The 20,528-nt window shown below is 34.5% G+C and carries 17 protein-coding genes and 6 pseudogenes; 19 read left to right on the top strand and 4 right to left on the bottom strand.

All coding sequences use genetic code 11. The features are described 5' to 3' along the window. Positions 1 to 272, bottom strand: a pseudogene (locus tag DMC01_RS15300) (hypothetical protein); the annotation flags it as partial. 261 nt (positions 273 to 533) lie between these two features. Here DMC01_RS15300 and DMC01_RS16015 point away from each other — a divergent pair. From DMC01_RS16015 to DMC01_RS16730, 5 genes and pseudogenes are all read left to right on the top strand, one after another. Beyond that, positions 534 to 662 carry a hypothetical protein gene (locus tag DMC01_RS16015; RefSeq protein WP_282432299.1) on the top strand — a complete coding sequence of 43 codons (129 nt, stop codon included), beginning with the start codon at positions 534 to 536 and terminating at the stop codon, positions 660 to 662. A 366-nt stretch (positions 663 to 1,028) separates the two neighbouring features. Beyond that, a complete protein-coding gene (locus DMC01_RS13675; protein ID WP_185908860.1) occupies positions 1,029 to 1,169 on the top strand; it encodes a hypothetical protein in 141 nt (46 codons plus the stop codon). Positions 1,170 to 1,331: 162 nt separating this feature from the next. Continuing rightward, positions 1,332 to 1,514 (top strand): hypothetical protein, encoded by a 183-nt coding sequence (locus DMC01_RS09900; RefSeq protein WP_142694064.1) that lies wholly within the window; start codon positions 1,332 to 1,334, stop codon positions 1,512 to 1,514. Positions 1,515 to 1,739: 225 nt separating this feature from the next. Next, positions 1,740 to 2,042: pseudogene (locus DMC01_RS16735) on the top strand (IS1595 family transposase); the annotation flags it as partial. A gap of 73 nt (positions 2,043 to 2,115) precedes the next feature. Beyond that, positions 2,116 to 2,269, top strand: a pseudogene (locus DMC01_RS16730) (IS1595 family transposase); the annotation flags it as partial. A 111-nt stretch (positions 2,270 to 2,380) separates the two neighbouring features. Here the strand turns inward: DMC01_RS16730 and DMC01_RS09890 are convergent. After that, positions 2,381 to 3,004: a tetratricopeptide repeat protein gene (locus DMC01_RS09890; RefSeq protein ID WP_142694063.1), complete on the bottom strand. Its 624-nt coding sequence runs from the start codon at positions 3,002 to 3,004 to the stop codon at positions 2,381 to 2,383. 142 nt (positions 3,005 to 3,146) lie between these two features. Here DMC01_RS09890 and DMC01_RS13670 point away from each other — a divergent pair, with 142 nt between their 5' ends. Continuing rightward, positions 3,147 to 3,302 (top strand): hypothetical protein, encoded by a 156-nt coding sequence (locus tag DMC01_RS13670; protein WP_185908859.1) that lies wholly within the window; start codon positions 3,147 to 3,149, stop codon positions 3,300 to 3,302. 358 nt (positions 3,303 to 3,660) lie between these two features. Here the strand turns inward: DMC01_RS13670 and DMC01_RS09885 are convergent, their stop codons facing one another. Continuing rightward, positions 3,661 to 4,344 (bottom strand): methylated-DNA--[protein]-cysteine S-methyltransferase, encoded by a 684-nt coding sequence (locus DMC01_RS09885; RefSeq protein WP_142694062.1) that lies wholly within the window; start codon positions 4,342 to 4,344, stop codon positions 3,661 to 3,663. 66 nt (positions 4,345 to 4,410) lie between these two features. Between DMC01_RS09885 and DMC01_RS09880 the strand changes: the two genes are divergently transcribed. From DMC01_RS09880 to DMC01_RS15290, 13 genes and pseudogenes are all read left to right on the top strand, one after another. Continuing rightward, the gene (locus DMC01_RS09880; RefSeq protein ID WP_142694061.1) at positions 4,411 to 6,957 is read left to right on the top strand and encodes a bifunctional aconitate hydratase 2/2-methylisocitrate dehydratase; all 2,547 of its coding nucleotides are present in this window, start codon (positions 4,411 to 4,413) and stop codon (positions 6,955 to 6,957) included. Between the two features lie 37 nt (positions 6,958 to 6,994). After that, on the top strand, positions 6,995 to 8,221 hold the full coding sequence (locus DMC01_RS09875) for an ankyrin repeat domain-containing protein (RefSeq protein ID WP_142694065.1): 1,227 nt from the start codon (positions 6,995 to 6,997) through the stop codon (positions 8,219 to 8,221). Positions 8,222 to 9,136: 915 nt separating this feature from the next. Continuing rightward, positions 9,137 to 9,946 (top strand): DUF305 domain-containing protein, encoded by an 810-nt coding sequence (locus DMC01_RS09870; protein ID WP_142694060.1) that lies wholly within the window; start codon positions 9,137 to 9,139, stop codon positions 9,944 to 9,946. 502 nt (positions 9,947 to 10,448) lie between these two features. Then, positions 10,449 to 11,840: a DegQ family serine endoprotease gene (locus tag DMC01_RS09865; RefSeq protein WP_142694059.1), complete on the top strand. Its 1,392-nt coding sequence runs from the start codon at positions 10,449 to 10,451 to the stop codon at positions 11,838 to 11,840. 734 nt (positions 11,841 to 12,574) lie between these two features. Further along, positions 12,575 to 13,249: a response regulator transcription factor gene (locus tag DMC01_RS09860; RefSeq protein ID WP_142694058.1), complete on the top strand. Its 675-nt coding sequence runs from the start codon at positions 12,575 to 12,577 to the stop codon at positions 13,247 to 13,249. Further along, positions 13,246 to 14,511 carry an ArsS family sensor histidine kinase gene (locus tag DMC01_RS09855; RefSeq protein ID WP_142694057.1) on the top strand — a complete coding sequence of 422 codons (1,266 nt, stop codon included), beginning with the start codon at positions 13,246 to 13,248 and terminating at the stop codon, positions 14,509 to 14,511. The genes DMC01_RS09860 and DMC01_RS09855 overlap by 4 nt, the downstream gene beginning before the upstream one ends. 491 nt (positions 14,512 to 15,002) lie before the next feature. After that, positions 15,003 to 16,055, top strand: coding sequence for a dehypoxanthine futalosine cyclase (locus DMC01_RS09850; RefSeq protein ID WP_142694056.1), 1,053 nt, complete (start codon positions 15,003 to 15,005; stop codon positions 16,053 to 16,055). A gap of 322 nt (positions 16,056 to 16,377) precedes the next feature. After that, positions 16,378 to 16,512, top strand: coding sequence for a hypothetical protein (locus tag DMC01_RS16725; protein WP_427846117.1), 135 nt, complete (start codon positions 16,378 to 16,380; stop codon positions 16,510 to 16,512). Beyond that, positions 16,490 to 16,886 (top strand): annotated as a pseudogene (locus DMC01_RS09845) (transposase); the annotation flags it as partial. The gene DMC01_RS16725 and the pseudogene DMC01_RS09845, both read left to right, overlap by 23 nt. An 808-nt stretch (positions 16,887 to 17,694) precedes the next feature. Then, on the top strand, positions 17,695 to 18,471 hold the full coding sequence (locus DMC01_RS09840; RefSeq protein ID WP_142694055.1) for a threonine/serine exporter family protein: 777 nt from the start codon (positions 17,695 to 17,697) through the stop codon (positions 18,469 to 18,471). Further along, a complete protein-coding gene (locus DMC01_RS09835; protein WP_142694054.1) occupies positions 18,468 to 18,974 on the top strand; it encodes a threonine/serine exporter family protein in 507 nt (168 codons plus the stop codon). Before DMC01_RS09840 ends, DMC01_RS09835 begins: the two co-directional genes overlap by 4 nt. Before the next feature lie 285 nt (positions 18,975 to 19,259). Next, the gene (locus tag DMC01_RS15295; protein ID WP_246059175.1) at positions 19,260 to 19,400 is read left to right on the top strand and encodes a hypothetical protein; all 141 of its coding nucleotides are present in this window, start codon (positions 19,260 to 19,262) and stop codon (positions 19,398 to 19,400) included. After that, a pseudogene (locus DMC01_RS15290) lies at positions 19,378 to 19,863 on the top strand (transposase); the annotation flags it as partial. The gene DMC01_RS15295 and the pseudogene DMC01_RS15290, both read left to right, overlap by 23 nt. Positions 19,864 to 20,260: 397 nt before the next feature. On the opposite strand, the pseudogene DMC01_RS15285 reads toward DMC01_RS15290, so the two are convergent. Then, positions 20,261 to 20,490 (bottom strand): annotated as a pseudogene (locus DMC01_RS15285) (IS1595 family transposase); the annotation flags it as partial. Positions 20,491 to 20,528 lie beyond the last annotated feature (38 nt).

Below are 20,528 nucleotides of genomic sequence, written 5' to 3'. Positions count from 1 at the left end.
CACCACCGAAATAACTCTCAGCTATTTCAATCTTGCATTTTTGAATTTTTTTCACATTCTTTAAGGGTTAAAATTCTAATATTTTTGATTATTTTATTGATGCTTTGGCAAGAATTGTTGCTTAATTTTGCAATTTTAGAGGCTTTAATATCAAGGCTTCCCCAAAAGTTGTAAGCCGCAAGGCGAAGCAAAAAAATACTTTACAATTCTTTAAATTTAGCCTCTGAAATTTTGAAACGATTGATATACTTATTTTTCATCGCTGTAATCATAACTTGAAGCTTTTTTATTTGAGCTTAAGTTGTCTTGAGCCTATTTTTTGCTTCGTTACACTCGCAACTGCGAGCAGAAGGGGCAAAAAGATTGCGTGGTAAGCGTGGGCGTGGGGCTGGCAAGAAAACGCCTATGTTTTTACTTCGTGCTACGCGTCTTGCAACTGCAAGCAGAAGGTATACTAAAACATTAGGCTAACATTTATACGCAGGTCGTCAAACATTGCTCTGCTAAAGAGTTGCTGCCGATTATAAAGGACTTTGCAAAGCTTAAATAAGGTAAAAATTACAGCTACAGCTTCAAAGTCTACGGTGCCTTGGTGGATTTTTTACTTCGTGCTATGCACTCGTCCCTTTGCAAGAAGAAACAAAGGCACATTATTAGGGTAAAACACGGAAATTGATTCGCAAAAGGACACGAGTACATTAACGAAATTGTGAACTTTTTTACTTCTTACACACTCGCAAATGTAAGCAGAAGTTTGCGAAGTTGACACTTGCTAAATTTAAAGGCTAAAAAAATTTGTCCTTCATTTAAAAGAAGCAGAAATAAGACGAAAATTTTAAGACAAAATTCTCATCAAAATTTATTAAAATTGATAAGAGAAAATCCTATTAAGTTTAATTGAGCCTTTAAAAAAAAAGATTTTTTGCCTAAGAACTCAAAATGACAAACAATCCATCATTGTGAGCCGATAAAATTGGTGTGGCAATTTATAAATTTACTCTTTTAAATAGCGTGAAAAGCCATCTGCATTGCTGAGGGTTTTGGGGGTGGATATTTTGCGTTTTTGCGTGAATTTTAAACAAAATTTCGTAGAGATTTACACTTTGCAATCATTGCGAACCTTGACTAGAACAAGGCGTGGCGGCACAAGCGAAGCGGTTTTTGCGTAGCAAAAATGTGTTACGAGTGCGTAGCACGAAGTAAAATCCATAAAAAATTCAGGCTTTGCCTGAATTTTTGTTATATTGAGCGTAGCGACAAAATGGATTGCAAGGCTAAACGCCAAAGCAAAAGTATCTCAAAAAAAGAGATTTTTCGCTTAAGGTCTCAAAATGACAAACAATTCGTCATTGCGAGACTTGACAAAGTCAAGGCTTGGCAATCTATATAATTTCAAGCGAAACCCTAATTTTGTCATACTAATCGACAGCGAAGTATCCACAACACACGAAGTGCGCAATAATGCCCTCTGCCGTGCGGAGAGGTTGGGGGTATTTTGCGTTAGCAAAAATTAAAATTCAAAGCAAACCCTTGAAATTTTGCTTTGTTTTTAAATGAATTTGTAAATTCTAGTGTAAATTCCGTGAATTTTTAACAAAAATTCAAAACCTACTTCACGCCCTGTTCGTTAAGTTTTTTATAAGGCTCAATTAAACTTAAACCAAATTGAAAGGTTTTTAAGTTAACGCCTATGAAAAACAAAAGTCCGTTCCCGAATTTCGCAGATATAATTTAGGGAAATTTTGAAGTATTTTTTACTTCGCCTTACGGCTCGTAACTTTGCAAGAATTGATTTAGAGGCGAAAAAACGCTCTAATTTGTCAAATTCGTCATCAAAGTTTGTGCAAAATTTTCAAATAAATTCGCATTTTAACCCTTAAAGAATGCGAGAAAGTCTCCAAGATGAGTGGTGAGATTGAAGAGGGTGAGAGCTACTTTGGTGCTCGCAGAGTGCGAGGCAAGCGTGGGCGTGGAGCTGGAAAAAAGACACCTATATTTGGAATGCTAAAATGCAATCGCACGAGTTTATACACAAGTGGTTAAACATTGCTCTGCCAAAGAGCTACTGCCTAGGACTTTTCAGATGCCTCAAACACCACAATTTACAGCAACAGCTTCAAAGCCTACGATGGCTTGGTGGATTTGTGTGCAAAGGCACATTACAGGGTCAAACATAACAAAAACGAGTTTGCAAATGGGCGAAGCCACATTAACGAAATTGTGAACTTTTGGGGACCTTACAAAGTTGACACTTGCCAAATTTCATGGCTAAAAAGAAAATTTTGTCCTTCACTTAAAAGAACCAGAATTAAGACGAAAAATTTAGGACAAAATTCTCATCAAAATTTGCTAAAATTGATAATAGAAAATCCTGTTAAGTTTAATTGAGCCTTTTATAATTATCACAAGCCATTTTAAGTCCTAAATCACACGCCCTTCCAAGGTATTTTTTAGCCGTAGATTTATCTTGTTTTACGCCTTGTCCATTCGCATACAAGACACCCAAATTATTACAAGCCCAAGCAAAATTTGCATTACACGCCTTTTCAAAATACCTTCTAGCATTCACAAAATCCTGCTTAACACCCTTTCCTTCGACATAAGAAACACCTACATTATGACAAGCATTAGGATTTAAATCACAAGCCTTTTTATAGTATTTGAAAGCTTGCTGATAATCTTTTATTCCCTCATAAATAGCACCTATATTATCGCAAAATCTTTCATTACATTCCTCGGCACTTGGCAAAAAACCACTATCAATAAGCCTTTGACAAGAGAGGGCATTTTCATTGTCTAAACAATCATTAAATAATTGAGAAAACTGCTTAAACTGCTCATCGCTTAAATTTTCAAAGTTTGCCTTTGTCGTTTTGTCTGCCTCTGTCGCACTACTTGACATTTCGTCCGTTTTTTTGGCTGTGCTTGACACCTCGTTTGTCTTTGCTGTCTGAGTAATCGCCCAGCCTACCACAAACATACCAAGCCCCAAAATAGCAACCAAAACCAGCTTTTTCCTTTTATTCCTTTTTGAGTTTCGTTTTTTGAATTTGAAATTCTAGCATTATTTTTGTTTCATTTTTGCTTAAATTTAACATTTTTCCCTTTTTAAATATCTTAAATTCAGTGCTTTACAAGCATTTTTCATGGCAGCAAAAAAGCGACAAAAAGGGCGTCAATATGGCGATAAAAAGCGACAAAATACTACACAGGCAATAACAAAAGGTGATAAAAGTGGCGGTAAAAAAGGCGACAAAAAAAGGCAAAATTCATCCACAAACAAAGCTCAAATCGCCTTTTAAGCGTAAATGCTAATTATGCCAAGGCTATAAAGATTTAGGCTCCATTTTAGAACTATTTATTTTAGATAAAATATCATATTTGTCATTGAAAGCCTATGCTAAGAATCTATGAATTTATAAAGAAATACCTTGAATTTAAAGGCTTATTCGCACATAGGCCAAGAATGACAAATCAACACTTTTTTTGAAAAAGAGCCTACTAAAAAATAGCCTTAAAAAATTTCATATGCAAAACTGTTTAAATTTAAGCAAGAAATAAAATATCATTAATATTAATAAAATTTGCTATACAATAAAGCTTTAAAGGTTTTATGTTTCAAAGCTTTTTAAATATAAGCTTAAAATCTTGCTATAATGCCTAATCTAAGTAGTTTCGTTTCACTCCTTCAAGCCTTAGTAAATATCTTTTTATGTCAAGCGAGGAGTTAAATTTTAGCTTAAATTCAGCCTCTTTTGTGTTTAAATTCAAGCATTCTTTAAGATTTGTTTTTAGTTTATTAAAAGTTTGTTTTTTCAGCTCTTTGACAGAAGGCTTGATAAATTCATCCTTGATAAACTCCCCTTTTTTACCAGCTTTGCTAATTTTATTAAAAGCTTGAATTTTTTCAAAATCTTGCGTTGTGTAATGAAAAAGCTCAGCCCCTGCGCTGTAACCTCCAAGCCCTTTACTAGAAACCACCCTATGACAGGGCACAAAGATAGGCAGGGCATTTTTAGCATTTGCTCTACCAACAGCACGAGCAGCATTTTTAGCCCCTATACTTGCAGCTAACTGTTTGTAGCTAACTGTTTGCGAGTAAGGAATTTCACAAAGAGCCTCATAAACCCTTCTTTCAAAGCTAGTTCCTAGTATAGCCAAGGGCAGATCAAATTGTTTCAAATTCCCACTAAAATACAAATCAAGCTGATTGCAAGCCTCAATTAATAGCTCACAAGGATGATTTTCTTGCTTAAACTGTGTAAATTTGGCACTTAAAAGCTTCTTGCTATCACTTTGTAACAAAATATAAGAAAAATCGCAAGTATAATAAATTTTAAACATTATCTTTGCCTTTTTTTGTTACAATTATATTACAAAATACTTTTAAAAAAGGACAAAGGAGTAAAAATGTCATTTATGGAAGATTATAAAAAAGAAGAGGCTCAAAGGGCTAGTTTGAATGTCCCAGCCTTGCCTCTTAGTGCAAAACAAACTCAAGAACTTTGTGAGCTTTTGCAAAAAAATAGCAGCGAAGAGCTAGCCTCCTTGCTTGAAAATAGAGTAAGTCCTGGGGTTGATGATGCAGCCTTGGTGAAGTGTGAATTTTTAGACAAGATCTTAAAAGGCAAGATCTCCTGTGCAAACATAGACAAAAAACGAGCCCTAGCTATGCTTGAAACTATGCTTGGAGGCTATAATGTAAAGGTCTTAGTGGATGCCTTAAAACAAGATGATATATCAAAAGAAGCAGCTGCTGTGCTTAAAAATATCATCTTTGTGCATGATGATTTTCACACTGTTTTAGAACTTTCAAAGAGTAATGCAAATGCAAAGTCTGTCATTGAAAGCTGGGCAAATGCTGAGTGGTTCTTAGAAAGAGAAAAATTGCCCGAGGTCATTAAATGCGTGGTATTTAAGGTAGCAGGCGAGACAAATACAGATGATCTAAGCCCAGCAGGGGATGCCTTCACAAGAAGCGATATACCCTTACACGCTCAGGCTATGCTTAAAAACCGCCAACCAGGTAGCCTTGAAAAGATAGCCGAGCTTAAAAAAAGTGGCAGAGAACTTGCCTATGTAGGAGATGTTGTAGGCACAGGATCAAGTCGTAAATCTGGAATCAACTCAATACAGTGGCATATGGGAAAGGACATAAAGGGTGTGCCAAACAAAAGAACAGGAGGCATAGTCATAGGATCAACCATAGCCCCTATCTTCTTCAACACAGCCCAAGACAGCGGAGCTTTGCCTATAGTTTGCGATGTAAGCTCTCTTGAAATGGGCGATGAGTTTGAAATTCATCCATACAAGGGCGAGATAGTAAAGGATGGCAAGGTTGTTACTAAATTTGAACTAAAACCAAATACCTTGCTTGATGAGGTTAGAGCAGGAGGGAGAATTCCTCTTATAATAGGACGAGGACTTTGTGCTAAGGCAAGAGAGGCTTTGAATTTAGAACCTGAAAACATCTTTGCCAAGCCCAAGCAGCCAGAGGGACAAAGTGGGGGCTATACCCTAGCTCAAAAGATGTTAGCAAAGGCTTGCAACACAGATGGGGTTCGTGCTGGTATGTATATAGAGCCTATGACACTCACAGTTGGCTCACAAGATACCACAGGTCCTATGACAAGGGATGAGATTAAAGAATTGGCCTCTCTTGGATTTAATGCAGATATGGTTATGCAAAGCTTTTGCCACACAGCAGCATATCCAAAGGTAAGCGATGCTGGCCTTCACAAAACTCTGCCTCATTTTATGACAAGTCGTGGCGGTGTATCTTTAAAGCCAGGCGATGGGGTTATTCACTCTTGGCTTAACCGTTTGGTTTTACCTGATACTGTTGGCACAGGAGGAGATTCTCATACACGTTTTCCCATAGGCATTTCCTTTCCTGCTGGTAGTGGGCTTGTAGCCTTTGCTGCTGTAACAGGCTCTATGCCCTTAAATGTGCCAGAAAGCGTTCTTGTCCGCTTTCACGGAGAGCTTCAAGATGGAGTAACTCTAAGAGATTTAGTAAATGCTATACCCTACTATGCTATAAAAGATGGACAACTCACAGTTGAAAAGAAAAACAAAAAAAATATCTTTGCAGGCAAAATTTTAGAGATAGAGGGTCTGCCAAATTTAAAGGTAGAACAAGCCTTTGAGCTAAGCGATGCAAGTGCTGAAAGAAGTGCTGCTGCTTGCAGTGTGGATCTAAGCATTGAAAGCGTTAGCGAGTATATCAGATCAAACATAGCTCTCATTGAGGCTATGATTCAAGCTGATTATGAGGATAAAAAGACCCTTGAAAGAAGGGCAGATAAGATGCGTGCTTGGCTTGAAAAGCCAGAGCTTTTAAGGGCTGACAAGGATGCAAACTATGCCTATGTGGTTGATATAAATCTTAATGACATTAAAGAGCCCATTTTAGCTTGCCCAAATGATCCTGATGATGTTGCTACTTTAAGCGAGGTGCTTGCTGATGATAGAAGACCTAAGAATATAGACGAGGTTTTTGTAGGCTCTTGTATGACAAATATAGGACATTACAGAGCCTTGGGCGAAATTTTAAGAGGCAAGGGTGTGCTTAAAACCAGACTTTGGGTAGTGCCTCCAACAAAGATGGATAAGGCTCAGCTAACAGCAGAGGGCTACTACAGTGTCTTTGGCGCAGCAGGTGCTAGGATAGAGGTTCCTGGATGTTCTTTATGTATGGGTAATCAAGCAAGGGTTGCCGATAATGCCGTTGTTTTTTCTACCTCAACTAGAAATTTTGACAATAGAATGGGAATGGGAGCAAAGGTTTATCTAGGAAGTGCCGAGTTAGCTGCTGTTTGTGCCATTTTGGGTCGTTTGCCAAGCCTTAAAGAATATCTTGAAATAGTAAGCGATAAGCTTGATGATGCTCACAAGGCTAATATATACAAGTATCTTAATTTTAATGAGATTAAAGATTTTGAGCTTGAGTATTAAGCGAGGTGGCTTTTAAATTTAAAGGTTTGTTTTGAAGATCTTTGTTTGTATCTTTTTTTCCTTTGTTGTGTCCCTTGCTGCAACAAAGGACTGTGAATTCTTAGCAAAGAACAAGGCTGAGCTTTTTACACAAAAATTTAGTTTTGATAAGATTACAAAAGAAGAGCTTCAAAGCCTCAGTAGCTGTGAGCTTTCCTTACAAAATCAAAGCTTTACCAAGAAGCTTTATAGAATAGCAAATGAAATTCGTGGAAATAACGGAGCTTGCGGTGGAATTTATTATTATGATGAGTTAAACTCCTTTAATCTTCTCTTAGCCAAAATACCCTTCAATCCAAAAGCCTACATAGAACAAAGCAAAAGTAAGGATTATGAGGCTTTAAGGGCTTATTTTAGATACTGGGGCTATCAAAGCATAGGAAATTTTAGACTTTATAGAGATTTTTGGCAAGAGTATGAAAGTGCTTTGAATGCTTTGAGTGAATTTTTCATTAAAAATCACAAGCTTAGTGCTAGGTTAGCCCTTAATTACAGCCAAAGTGCTTTAAATGAGTTTTTAAACAGAGCTGTTGGTGAGACTAGAATCTTTAAGGATATATCTCATTTTGCTAGTTTTATCATAAACAAGACTAATGATCTATCACAAATTCAAGCCTATATATACACTCAAAATCCAACCGAGCTTGAACTTAATCTAGCCTTGCAAGCTGCACTACTTACAGAAAGAAACAAGGATATAATCTTTGAGCTTATTAAATTTGGAGCTAAGATCAATGAGGGCTATGAAAATGCCTTGTTTTTTGCACTTGAAAGCTATGATAATGTTAAATTTTTACTCTCTCAAAAGGTAAATGTAGAACAGCCAAATTCCTTTGGCAAGAGTGCTCTTTTTTATGCTGTGGAGTTTAACCGCAAAGATATAGTAAGGCTCTTGCTTGAAAACAAGGCAAATGTCAACGCAAAATACATAAGCAACAATGAAAAACTAGCCCTCATAGGAAAACTCAATGCCCCCTATTACATAACCCTTTGTGCCTTGGAGCATACCTCTAAAACCGTTTTTATGCACGCTGCTAGCTACGCTGATGTAGAAATGCTAAAATTGCTAGTTGAAAACAAGGCAAATATCAATGCTGTTGATGATCTAGGCTTTAATGCGCTTGATTTTGCCATAGCCTCTAAGAAAGAAGAAAATATAAACTATCTTCGCTCCTTAGGCTTAAAAGAAAATGAGCAGCTTTTTTTTGATGAGATCTTAGAATAAAGCCTCTTTTAGCTAAATTTTCTAACCTTGGCTTGAATTTAAACTGACTTCATTTTACAAAGCTTTTTTATCAAAAATGTTAAAACTGTTAAAGGCTGTGAAATTTCAAAATGAACAAAATATTGACATTTTTGCACAGCACAACAAAAACTTGTAAGCCCTTTCATAACAAAATATCACACAAAAACTTATAAAAATTCACAAAATACTGTGAATTTTCTAAATTTTTAGCACAAAATATTTCTAAGATAGGCTTAGAAAACTTTTTAACAAAGCAAAAAAATTTAAAGCTTCTAGGGTTTTTGTGTGAATTTAAAAGTCTGCCAAAGACATTGTAAGGCTAAATTCATAAGACATCACAAAAAATCTTTTTATCTTGGCTAAATTTAAACAGTTTTTATCAAAAGTTTAGCTATTTTTTAAAAAATTCAAGCTTATCATTCACATTTTATCGCAAAAGACACAAAGATAAATTTAACGCCGAAGCTTATGTTTTGGCATTATTAAAATTCTTATGTAGATTATAGTTGATGGCTTTTTTTCAAAAAAGTGCTGAGTTGTAATTCTTAGCCTAGGGGCAAAGAAGCCATAAATTCAAGGTATTTCTCCATAAATTCGTGGATCCTTCCCCTTCGCTACGATCATGGTCGAAATGACAAATATTATCCTTTATCTAAAATCAATAGTTTTTTTTAAAATATAGTCTAGCTTATCTTAAATTCAAACTATGATAAAGCCTAGAATATAAAGCTAAAAGTTCTCTTTTTTTAAAAAATTTTTCTAGGCTTAAAAGGATAAAATTGAAGGTTTTTATAAAATAGTTAAATAAAAATTCTAAGAGCTAATTTGTTTAAAAATTTTGGTTATAATTTATAGTTTTAACAAAAAACATTATCAAAACAGAAAGGAAAAAGAATGAAAAAAAATATTCTTTTTGTCGCAACAACTTGCCTTTGCTTGGCTTTTAGTGCTTGCAAGGACAGTGCAAACAAGGAGGCTATGCAGCAAGAAAGCACAGCTCAGAGCGAAGATGCTATGACAGAGCATGATCATGCAGCTGATGGCAATATGCATCACCACGAAGAAGAAGGCAAAACAAGGCATCATAAGCATCATCACGGCGATAAAAATGCCACCAAACATCAGTGCAACTGCAAAGAAGGCAACCACAGCAAGCATTCTAAATTCAGCGATACAGAATCAGGTAAGATGCTAAGTGCTATGCACGCTCCTATGATGAAGCAAAAGCCCTCTCGTTCAAAGAGTGCTGAGATAGACTTCATAACAGATATGATACCTCATCATCAAGGAGCAATTGATGCTGCCAAGCTAACTATACCTCACGCAAAAGGCAATGAAGAACTTGAAATGCTTTTGCAAAATATCATAGCAGTGCAAGAAGAAGAAATAAAAGAGTTAAACTCCTTACTTAGTGAAAACAAACTCACAAGCACCCAGCTAAGCGAGGATGATTACAAGGACTTTATAAAGAAAAGTCGCCACTCTATGCATAAGATGATGAAGGATATGGGAGCACAAGAAAGTGGAGATGTGTCAAAGGATTTTCTAACAGCAATGATAACTCATCATCAAGGAGCTGTGAATGCAAGCAAGATAGTGCTTGATTACACAAAGGATGAAACAGTTCGCAAGATAGCTAATGATATAATTTCAGCCCAAGAAGCTGAGATAGTTAAAATGAACGAGCTTATGAAAAAACTCTAAAAAACCTGCTTTAAAGCAGGTTTTAAGCCTTATTTACCATTTAGAAACCCTACATTAACACTGCAGTAAGAATATCAAACTACACTTAACAAAAGGCTTTTGGACATTAAGCTATAAATTCAAGCCCTATAAACACAAAGCTTGTTTTAAATTTTTAAGACTTTGAAAAAATAGCCTTGTTTTAATCTTAGCTTAATATACAAACTAGTTTTTGGCAAAGCAAAGCTTCTTTTGCAAGATATAATCGCTACGACAAACGAGGCTTCTTTGTCAAGCCTAGCTAGAAGATTGAGCTTTAAAAAAGACTAGCTTGGTTAGAAAAGTTTATTTAAGAAAGAAGTTTTAGCCAAGCTATAAAAAGATTTTTTTTAAAAACGACAAGCTAAGTTAAAGTTCTATCTTTTTCAAAGGTATTAAGAATTTTTTAAAGCTAAAAATTCAAGCAGTCTTGTGAATTTTATTAAAGATCTTATCACCTCAGAGTTTAAAAAAAGGAGAAATAATGAAAAAAATACTTTATCTAAGTTTGTTAGCAAGCTTTGTTATAGCTGCTAATATTAGCATAAAAGAAGCCCCTTTGGCTACAAGCAGAACAGATGCTAGTTTAAATAAAAATACCATTCTTTCTTATGCTGAGGCATTAAAGGATGTTAGAAAGTCTGTGGTAAATATCTCTACTTCTAAGACAGTAACAAGAAGTGCTACCCCCTTTGATGACTTTTTTAATGATCCCTATTTTAGGCATTTTTTTGGAGATAGACAGCCTGGTGGGGGCAAGCAAGTTGTTAGATCCTTAGGCTCTGGGGTTATAATCTCAGATGATGGCTATATTTTAACAAATAATCATGTAATAGAAGACACAGATAGCATAAGCATAAATTTAATAGACGATAACACAGAATACAAGGCAAAGATTATAGGAGCTGATCCAAAGACAGATCTAGCTGTCATTAAAATAGAGGCAAAAAATCTCACAGCAGCAAGCTTTGCAAATTCAGATGAGCTTATGGAAGGAGACATAGTCTTTGCCATAGGAAATCCCTTTGGGGTTGGACTTAGCGTAACAAGTGGGATTATTTCAGCCTTAAATAAAAATAATATAGGCTTAAATCAATACGAAAATTTCATACAAACAGATGCCTCTATAAATCCTGGAAATTCAGGAGGAGCCTTAGTAGATAGCAGAGGGGTGCTAGTTGGCATAAACACAGCCATTTTAAGTAGAAGCGGAGGCAACAACGGCATAGGCTTTGCCATACCTTCAAATATGGCAAAGGATATAGCCAAAAGGCTTGTGGAAAAGGGCAAGATAGAAAGAGGATTCTTAGGAGTTAATATAACAGATCTTCAAACAGATGCAAAAAAGGCTTATAAAAATTCAGAAGGAGCCTTGGTTACAGGGGTAGAAAAGGGCTCATCTGCTGAGATGGAGGGCATTAAAAGAGGGGATCTTATATTAAAGGTAAATGATAAAAATATAAAATCTGCTTCTGATCTAAAAAATTACATAGGCACCTTAGAGCCGGGAACTAAGATAGTGCTTATCTTTGAAAGAGACGGTGCCACAAAAAGTGTAAGCTTTACCCTAAAAGGCGACACTCAAAGCCTTAGCGATGCTGGACTTATAGACGGTTTAGAACTTAAAGATCTAGATAAAAATACAAGAAGTAGATTGCCAAACAACATAAATGGGGTCTTGGTTAGTGCTGTAAAAGCTGGCTCAAAGGGCGAACAAATAGGCTTTAAACAAAATGATCTTATCATAGGTGTAGAACAAATAGAAATAAAAAGCCTCTCTCAGCTTAGTGAAATTTTAAAGCAAAATAGATCAAAAAGCTTTATAAAAATTTGGGTATATAGAAACGGATACGCCCAGCTTTTGGTGTTAAGATAGCTTGCTTGTGAATTTTTTGTGGAAAATTTTTCTTATATTTGTTTGATAGTTGTGCTTTTGGCCAATACAATGAATTCTAAAAGCTTGGTAAATAGATCTGAGTATATATTTTGCTTTGCATTTTTTAAAGAAAATTTTAAAAATTCTTAGAGTGTTTTTGTGCCGTTCTTTATAAATCAAAATCGACCTTTTGCGTAGGTCTTTATGCTAAAAGATTGTGTATGCCCTTGTGTGAAAGGTGCAACAAGGTTTGAATAAGCTCAAAATGCGAAAAAGCTCTAAAAAGAAGCGAGATTGAAGTTGATGAAAGTTTTTTGCTTACACTCGCAACTGTAAGCAAGAGTGGCTAAAAGAGTGCGTTTTAAGCATGGGCAATAGGCTGGTAAAAATGCCTGTGCTTTGACTTTATGTTGCTCAGTTGTTACTTTACAAAAAGAAACAAAGGCACTATAAGCTAAGACATAAATAAATTCACAAAGGCACATAAATGAGACTGTGAATTTTTTTACCTTGTGTTCTTGTAACTGAGTAGTAGAAATTTACAAAGGCTAGCTTAGTGGTTTTGGCAGATGAATTTTTTGCCTTCATTTGAAATAAACTGAATTTTGATCTAAGATCAAAATTAAAAATGCAAAGTTATATAAAGTTTTGTTAAGCTTGATTAGTAAAAATCATATAAAATTTTAGGCTAAAAGTATTAATCCTTTTAGCAAAAGAGTTTCTAAGGAAGAATTATGGTCAATATTTTGATGATAGAAGATGATTTAGAACTTGCTGAGATCATCGCTGAGTACCTAGAAAAATTTGAAATGAAGGTGGAAATAGCCCACGAACCCTATATAGGACTTTCCAAACTTGCTCTTAAAGAATATCAGCTCATCATTTTGGATCTATCCTTGCCAGGTCTTGATGGGCTTGAGGTTTGTGAGGAAATTCGCAAAAAATACGACATACCCATCATCATTTCAAGTGCTAGAAGTGACATTACAGACAAGGTAAATGCGCTAGAACTTGGAGCTGATGATTATCTGCCAAAGCCTTATAATCCAAAAGAATTACAAGCTCGCATTAAGAGCCATTTACGTCGCATAAACACCACCAAAAAAGCCCTTGCTGAGACGGTTAAGGATCTAGTTTATGATCAGTATAAACACATCATTACGATGAAGGGCAAAGAAATTGCATTAACTAATGCTGAATTTGACATTTTAAGCTATCTCATTAAAAAAGAAGGTGGGGTTGTAAGCCGAGAGGAGCTTGTGTATAACTGCACTAGCATTAGCGAGGATAGCTCAAACAAAAGCATAGATGTCATAATAAGCCGGATCAGACAAAAAATGGGAGATGATCCTAAGACACCAAAATACATACACTCCATACGAGGCATAGGCTATAAGCTTACTCAATGACGAAGTCATCTATATTTTTTACCATAACCTTTATCTTCGTTTTTGCCATCATAAGTGCTATCCTAGCCTTTTTGTGGCTTATAGAATATGATCAGCAAAACTACACAAATGAGTTAAATTCAAAGTATTCTTTAATAGCCAATGCAAGGCTTTTGTATCTTAATGGGGTTATTAATGAGGAGGAGTTTGATCAGCAGGTTAAAAACTACAAAATGCCCCTTGTTACAAGGCCAAGTCAAATAAGACAGGTCATTTTTAGAGGAGAATCACTAGCAAAAGCAATTACCAATGCTGGTTTGATTGAGATCATATCTTATCAAAAGGAAAATTATCTTAAAATCGTTCATAATGGAAGATTATATCTTTATATAGATCAAGATTATGAAAGCTACCGTTATCTTAATATCAAAATTCTAGCCCTCAGCATAATCTTTCTTTATATCTTGCTTTATATTTTTATCATTAAAAAGCTAAAACCACTTACAGCATTAAAAAAAGAGATTGATAAATTTGCCCAAAACAAACTTGATGATATTAAAGAATTAAGGGGTGGAAAGGATGAGATTTCACAGGTGGCAAATGCCTTTTACAAGGCAATTACTCAGATCAAAAAGCTAAATCAATCGCGTCAGTTCTTCATAAGAAACATAATGCACGAGCTTAAAACTCCCATCACAAAGGGATTAATCACCCTTGAAATGATAGAAGAAAATAACAAATACAAAGAAAGACTTGTCAATACCTTCACTAGACTTGAAATGCTAATCAATGAATTTGCAGCCATAGAGCAAATAAGCTCAGGCTCAGCCTTTATAAACCGCAAAAAATACAATATCCTAGACATACTTGATGAGGCAAAGGAAATTGCTATGAATGATGATAGTAGGATTAAGGTTTGTATGGAAGAGGGCTTTTTTGTGAATGTTGATTTTAAGCTTTTTACAACTGCCATTAAAAATATGATAGATAACGCACTTAAACACTCAGAAGATGGCTTTATGCAAATTTATGTATCCTCTGGCTACATATGCTTTGAAAACAAGGGCAAGGAATTAGAAAAAAGCCTAGAATACTACACTCAAGCCTTTACACAAGGAGGCAAACAAAAGGATAGCTTTGGGCTTGGATTATATATAGTAAATACCATCTTAGAAGCTCACAAAATGAGGCTTGATTATGCCTATGACAATGGTATCAATGCCTTTTATTTTAGGGATTTTGAGCAAGTTATAATTAAAGAAAGGCTGACAAATAAGGCTTAATTAAGCTTTTAATAACTTTATACTTTTTAAAAATAAACTTTTTTAAACTCTTGTGCTTAAACATTTTGTTCTAAAATGAAGCTTTAATTTGCTTATATTTTCACACAAACCCTAAATTTTAGCTTTTTTTGGCTATAATTTAAGGGTTTTTTGTGGTATTAAATTGTTACAGATTATTTTGAAAATTTAGGCATTTTTGATGAAAAATTCACAAAAATATGAAAATTCACACAAGAAAATTTGTGAATTCTTTGCCACAAAGGACTCAAAAAGCTTAATTGATGCTTTTTTAAAAAGGCTATATTTTAAAAAACTATTGATTTTAGATAAAATACCATATTTGTCATTCTGATCGTAGCGAATAATCCACGAATTTATGGAGAAATACCTTGAATTTAATAGATTCTTAGTCCGTAAGCTCAAAATGACAAATCAACACTTTTTTAAAAATAGCCCTTAAAAAATATAATATTAATTTAAAAGGATGAAAGATGAAAGGTAGATTAAATAAAAAAGAAGCCTTGAATTTGCTTCAAAATGCCAATTTATATGAGCTTGGCGAGATGGCTTATGAGAAGAAATTACAAATGCATCCTGAAAAGATTACAACCTTTGTTGTAGATAGAAATATAAATTACACAAATGTTTGCTGCATAGACTGTGATTTTTGTGCCTTTTATAGACACGGCAAGGACAAGGATGCCTACACCCTGCCCTTTGAAAGCATAGGCAAAAAGATAGAGGAGCTAGAAGCCATAGGTGGTACCCAAATTCTCTTTCAAGGAGGGGTAAATCCCAAGCTAAAAATAGAATGGTACGAAGAGCTTTTATCTTGGATAAGTCATAATTACCCAAAGATCACCATACACGGCTTTTCTGCTGTTGAGATAGCCTACATAGCAAAAATTTCAAAGCTTTCTTTAAAAGAGGTCTTGCAAAGACTTCAAGCAAAGGGACTTTTTTCCATACCAGGAGCAGGAGCTGAAATTCTAAGCGATAGGGTTAGGGATGAGATAGCACCAAATAAATGCGACACAAAAACCTGGCTTGAAGTGCATAGAGAAGCTCACAAAATAGGTATGAAGAGCACAGCTACTATGATGTTTGGCACTGTTGAAAATGATGAGGAGATCATAGATCATTTTGATCATCTAAGAAACTTACAAGATGAAACAGGAGGCTTTAGAGCCTTTATCTTGTGGAGCTTTCAAAGTGCAAATACCAAGCTTAAAATAAAACACCCTGAGATTAAAAAACAAAGCTCAAATCGCTATTTAAGACTACTTGCACTTGCAAGGCTTTATCTTGATAATTTCAAAAATTTGCAAAGTTCTTGGGTAACTCAAGGCTCACTAATAGGACAGCTAGCCCTTAAATTTGGAGCAAATGATTTAGGAAGTACTATGATGGAAGAAAATGTCGTAAGTGCAGCAGGTGCTAGCTATAAGATGAATCAAGATGAGATGATAAGACTAATTTTATCCCTTGGAGAAAGACCTGCTAAAAGAAACACAGCCTATGAGATTTTAGAGAAATTTTACTAAGTGATTTAAGCTAAATTTAAAAATGCTACGGTTTTATGTGGGCGGTTTTTGATGGAATTTTTATTGTGCATATTGCACCTTTAAGAGTGTTGAATTTAAAATGTAAGATTTATCATTTTAAGTAAAGAATTTAAAAACAAGGTTTTTCTTAGCGAAAGCCATAGTTTATTTGACAAACAAAATCTTTTGACTCAAGACAACTTAAGCGGATTTTGACTTATCAATTTTAATAAATTTGAGAATTTTGTCCCAAAATTTTCGTCTTAATTTTATTTCTTTTAGGCTCAAGACAACTTAAGCTCTAAGAAAGGAGCTTCAAGTTATGATTACAGCGATGAAAAACAAGTATATCAATCGTTTCAAAATTTCAGATGCTAAATTTAAAGAAATTGTAAAGTATTTTTTGCTTCGTTACACTCGCAACTTTGCAAGAAGGTATGTTAAAACGCTAGGCTAGCGTTTATACTCAAGTAGTAAAGAATTGTTCTAGTAGCGAGCTTTTGCCAATTTTATCAGGCTTTGCAGAATTAGAATCTAGCATAATTTATAGTGATACTTGGAAAGCTTATGATTAACTTGTAGATTTCGGTGATAAAGAACATTTAGAGTAAAACACTCAAAAAATGAGTTTAGCTTAGCTAAGAATCACATAAATGCAATTGTGAACTTCTGAGGTTTTACTAAACATAGCTTAGCTAAATTTAAAGGAAGCAAAAAGGAAGATTTTATGCTTCATTTAAAAGAAACAGAGTTAAGACGAAAATTCAAGGTCAAGATTTGTATAAAATCTTGCTAAAAATGATAAGAAATCAAGCGCTTCAATTGTCTTGAGCCTTCTTTTAAATGAGGGATAAAATTTGCTCTTTTAATACCCCTCAATTTAGCAAGTCTAAATTTAACAAACTTCTACTACGCAGTTGCAAGATCGCGAAGCAAAAAATACTTCAAATTTTATCTTACATTTGGCTAAATTCTGGCACAAACTATATATTCATTTTTCATAGCCTACATCATAACTTAAAGCTCCTTTTGTGGAATTTAAATTAAGCATAGAATTTTTATTGTATCATTGTTGCTTTTAAAGGTGTTGAATTTAAAATGCAAGATTTATCATTTTAAGTAAAGAATTTAAAGACAAGGTTTTTGTTAGAGGAAGCCGTGGTATTTTACAAACTAAGTTTTTTTAATACAATTAATTGAAACACAAAGCTTATCTTTTTTTAAAAGAGTTTATATATAAGGATCAATTAAGCTTCATAGGATTTTCTCTTATCAAGTTTAATAAAATTTGATTTAAGTTTAATTGAGTCATAAATACACTTTTTTGTAAAAATTCAACTCCTTAGACTTTTCTTTAAGCTCTTTTTTACAAGAAATTTTAAAAAACATAATTTTTGCTTTAAATTTACTATCCTTCATTTTTAGATACACTTAAAAATTCACACGACTTTAAAATTATTCTTTATCGTTTCAAATTAATTTTGATAAATTTTCTTAACTCATAAAATAGCTTAGCTAAGATCCTTTTAAAGCTTGACTATTTAAGCATTTTGATTAAGAGTTAAAAGCTCATAAAATTTAGCTAAATTTAGCCTTAATAATGCTTTATTGTGTTATAATGTAAAGCAAAGGTAAGATTATGCAAAAGCCAGAGATTCAAGAATTAAGTAATTTTGTCGTTGATTATGTTTCTACTATGGTTAGCATAGGAACTTACAGCTCAAGGGTGAGTCGTTGTGCAAAACGTATAGCACAAAGCTTTGGCTACGAGCTAAGCCTTAATTTTTCCTTTAATCACACCATCATCAACATAGTCGATCCTGATGATTATTCTAAGTCAAGAACCTACATAGTGGATAATGAGCACTCTCGTGTGGATTTTCGCCTCATTTCAAGTCTAAGCAGTTTAAGCTGGTCCATATATGATCATATACGCGATTTAAGGGTGGCAAAAAGGTGCTTTAACAAGCTTAGATCCCAAAAAAAACATCCCTTTTATATGTATATAATCTTACAAAGCATAGCAAATGCGAGCTTTTCAAGGCTTTTTGGAGGGGATCTTGGCACTGTGCTTATAGTCTTTGTAGCTGGGCTTGTTGGTACTAGTTTAAAGACGCTTTTTGTTCGCTTTAAGCTTGATATGCGTATTATTTATATTGTTTGTGCCTTTATTTCTTCTTATCTTGCCTTTGTGGGGGTTAAATTAGAACTTACTCAAACGGCTGAGGTAGCACTTGGATCAAGCGTTTTATATCTGACTCCTAGCGTTTTTTTTATAAACTCTGTTATTGACATACTTAAAAACTACATTCAAATGGGACTTAGCCGTATAATTAGCGTTGTGATCCTAGTAAGCTGCGTTGCCATTGGCATTTACATTACCTTGACCCTGTCTGATTTTAGGTTGCTTCAATGATAGAACTTGTCCTTTGGGATATGCTCCTAGCAGCCCTTGTAAGCCTTGGCTTTGCCTATGCTTCTAATCCCCCTACTAGAATTTTATTTCTCTCAGCCCTTATAGCAGCAGTAGGACACGGCTTTCGCTTTATTTTGCTTGAATTTTTTAACTTTGAAAATTTGGCACTTGCTAGCTTTTTGGCTGCCTTTTTGGTGGGCTGCTTGGGTATGTTTTGTGCTAAGCTTGCCAAGACCCCAGCTGAGATCATAGCCTTTCCAGCCTTGCTACCTATGATTCCTGGAATTTATGCTTATAGGGCTATACTTTATCTCTTTAACTTCATAAATGCCGATGAGATAGGGGCAAAAACTCGTTATTTGGTGGAGTTTTTTGACTATTTTTTCACCACCCTCTCAGTTACCTTGGCTTTGGCTGTGGGAGTTTCTGTAACCTTGCTTATCTTTTTTGAGCAAAGCTTTATGGTTACAAGACATAGCAGACTTTTTGATAGATATAAGTAGTTTTAAATTTGACTCAATTAAACTTAAATCAAAGGGTTTTAAAACTAAGTTCTATGAAAAAACAAAAATCCGTTTCCAAATTTTGCCAAATTTAAGGGAAGTTTTGCCTTATTTTTTACTTAGCCTGTGCCCCTCACTTTGCAAGAAGCCCTCGATTTAAAGGCGAAAAGACTCTTTTGTCGAATTCCTCATCAAAATTTGTGTAAAATTTTCAAAGAAATTCGCATTTTAACCCTTAAGGAGTGCGAAAAATCAGCAAAACGAGCTTTCTTTGGAAAATGAGCTGTGATTAAAAAGAGAGTAAAAGTTATTTCAGTGGTGTGCGTGAAAAAAAAGGGGCGTGTGGCTGGTAAAAAGGCATCTATGTTTTACTTCGTGTACGCACTCGTAACTGTAAGCAAAAGGTGCAAAGCGTGTGCGTGGTAAGCGTGGACATGGAGCTGGCAAAAAGACGCCTGTGTTTGGAATGCTAAAATGCAATCGCACGAGTTTATACGCAGGTCGTCAAACACTTGCTCTGCCAAAGAGTTACTGCCTATCATAAGGGATTTTGCAAAGCTTAAAGAAAGTGAAATTTACAGCGACAGCTTCAAAGCTTATGATGGCTTGGTTGATTTTTTGTGTCGCTTTGCCCACAACTTTGCAAGAAGAAGCAAAGGCACAAGGTTTTGCAAAACATAGTGCACAAAAGTTTGCAAAGGGGCGAAACTACATAAATGAAATTGTGAATTTCTAGGTCTTTACAAAGTTTAGCTTAGCCAAATTTAGTGGTATAAAACAAGAAAATTTTGTCCTTCATTTAAAAGAAATTAAGACACAAAATTTAGGACAAAATTCTTATCAAATTTTATTAAAATTGATAAGAAGAAATCCTATTAAGTTTAATTGAGCCTTAAAATTAACTTAAATCTTTTGGTAAACCCTTTGTCAAGCTCAAAATGAATGCTTGATTTTATAAAGGCTTAAATTCAAAGAGTTTGCCAACTCGATCTGTAAATTTAAAACTTGAATTTAATGAATTTTTTGGCTTTTTTAAAAAAAAGCCTTATTTGTTTATCTTTGCGATAACAAAATATCTTAAAAATCTTTGTCATAACAAGACTTTTTGTGAAGTATTTTAAATCTTAGTGTCTTTGACAAAGTATCTTTTTTAGAAAAAACAAACCTTTTGCTTTGGCTTACAAGCTACCAAGTCCTCTTTTTCAAATAAACGATTTAATGAATTTTAAAATTCAACACTTTTTGCAAAAGGGTGAGAATTCAAGCTAAAAATATTTAAATTTGGCTCAAGACAACTTAAGCGGATTTTGGCTTATTAACTTTAATAAATTTTGATGAGAATATTGCCTTAAAATTTTCGTCTTAATTCTGTTTCTTTTAAATGAAGTATAAAATTTTCTTTTTTAATGCCTTTAAACTTGCTTAATCTATGCTTGGCATATCCTCAGAAATTTACAATTGCATTTATGTGATTTGTGCCTTTTGCAAACTCATTTTCCCTGTGTCTTACTCTATAACTTTGCTCCTTCTTGCAAAGTTACGAGTGCGTAGCAC

This window comes from Campylobacter troglodytis (assembly GCF_006864425.1).
GTDB classification, from domain to species: Bacteria; Campylobacterota; Campylobacteria; order Campylobacterales; family Campylobacteraceae; genus Campylobacter_D; species Campylobacter_D troglodytis.
Note: the sequence above shows the minus strand (reverse complement) of the source record. Positions and strands in the feature narration are given on the sequence as shown.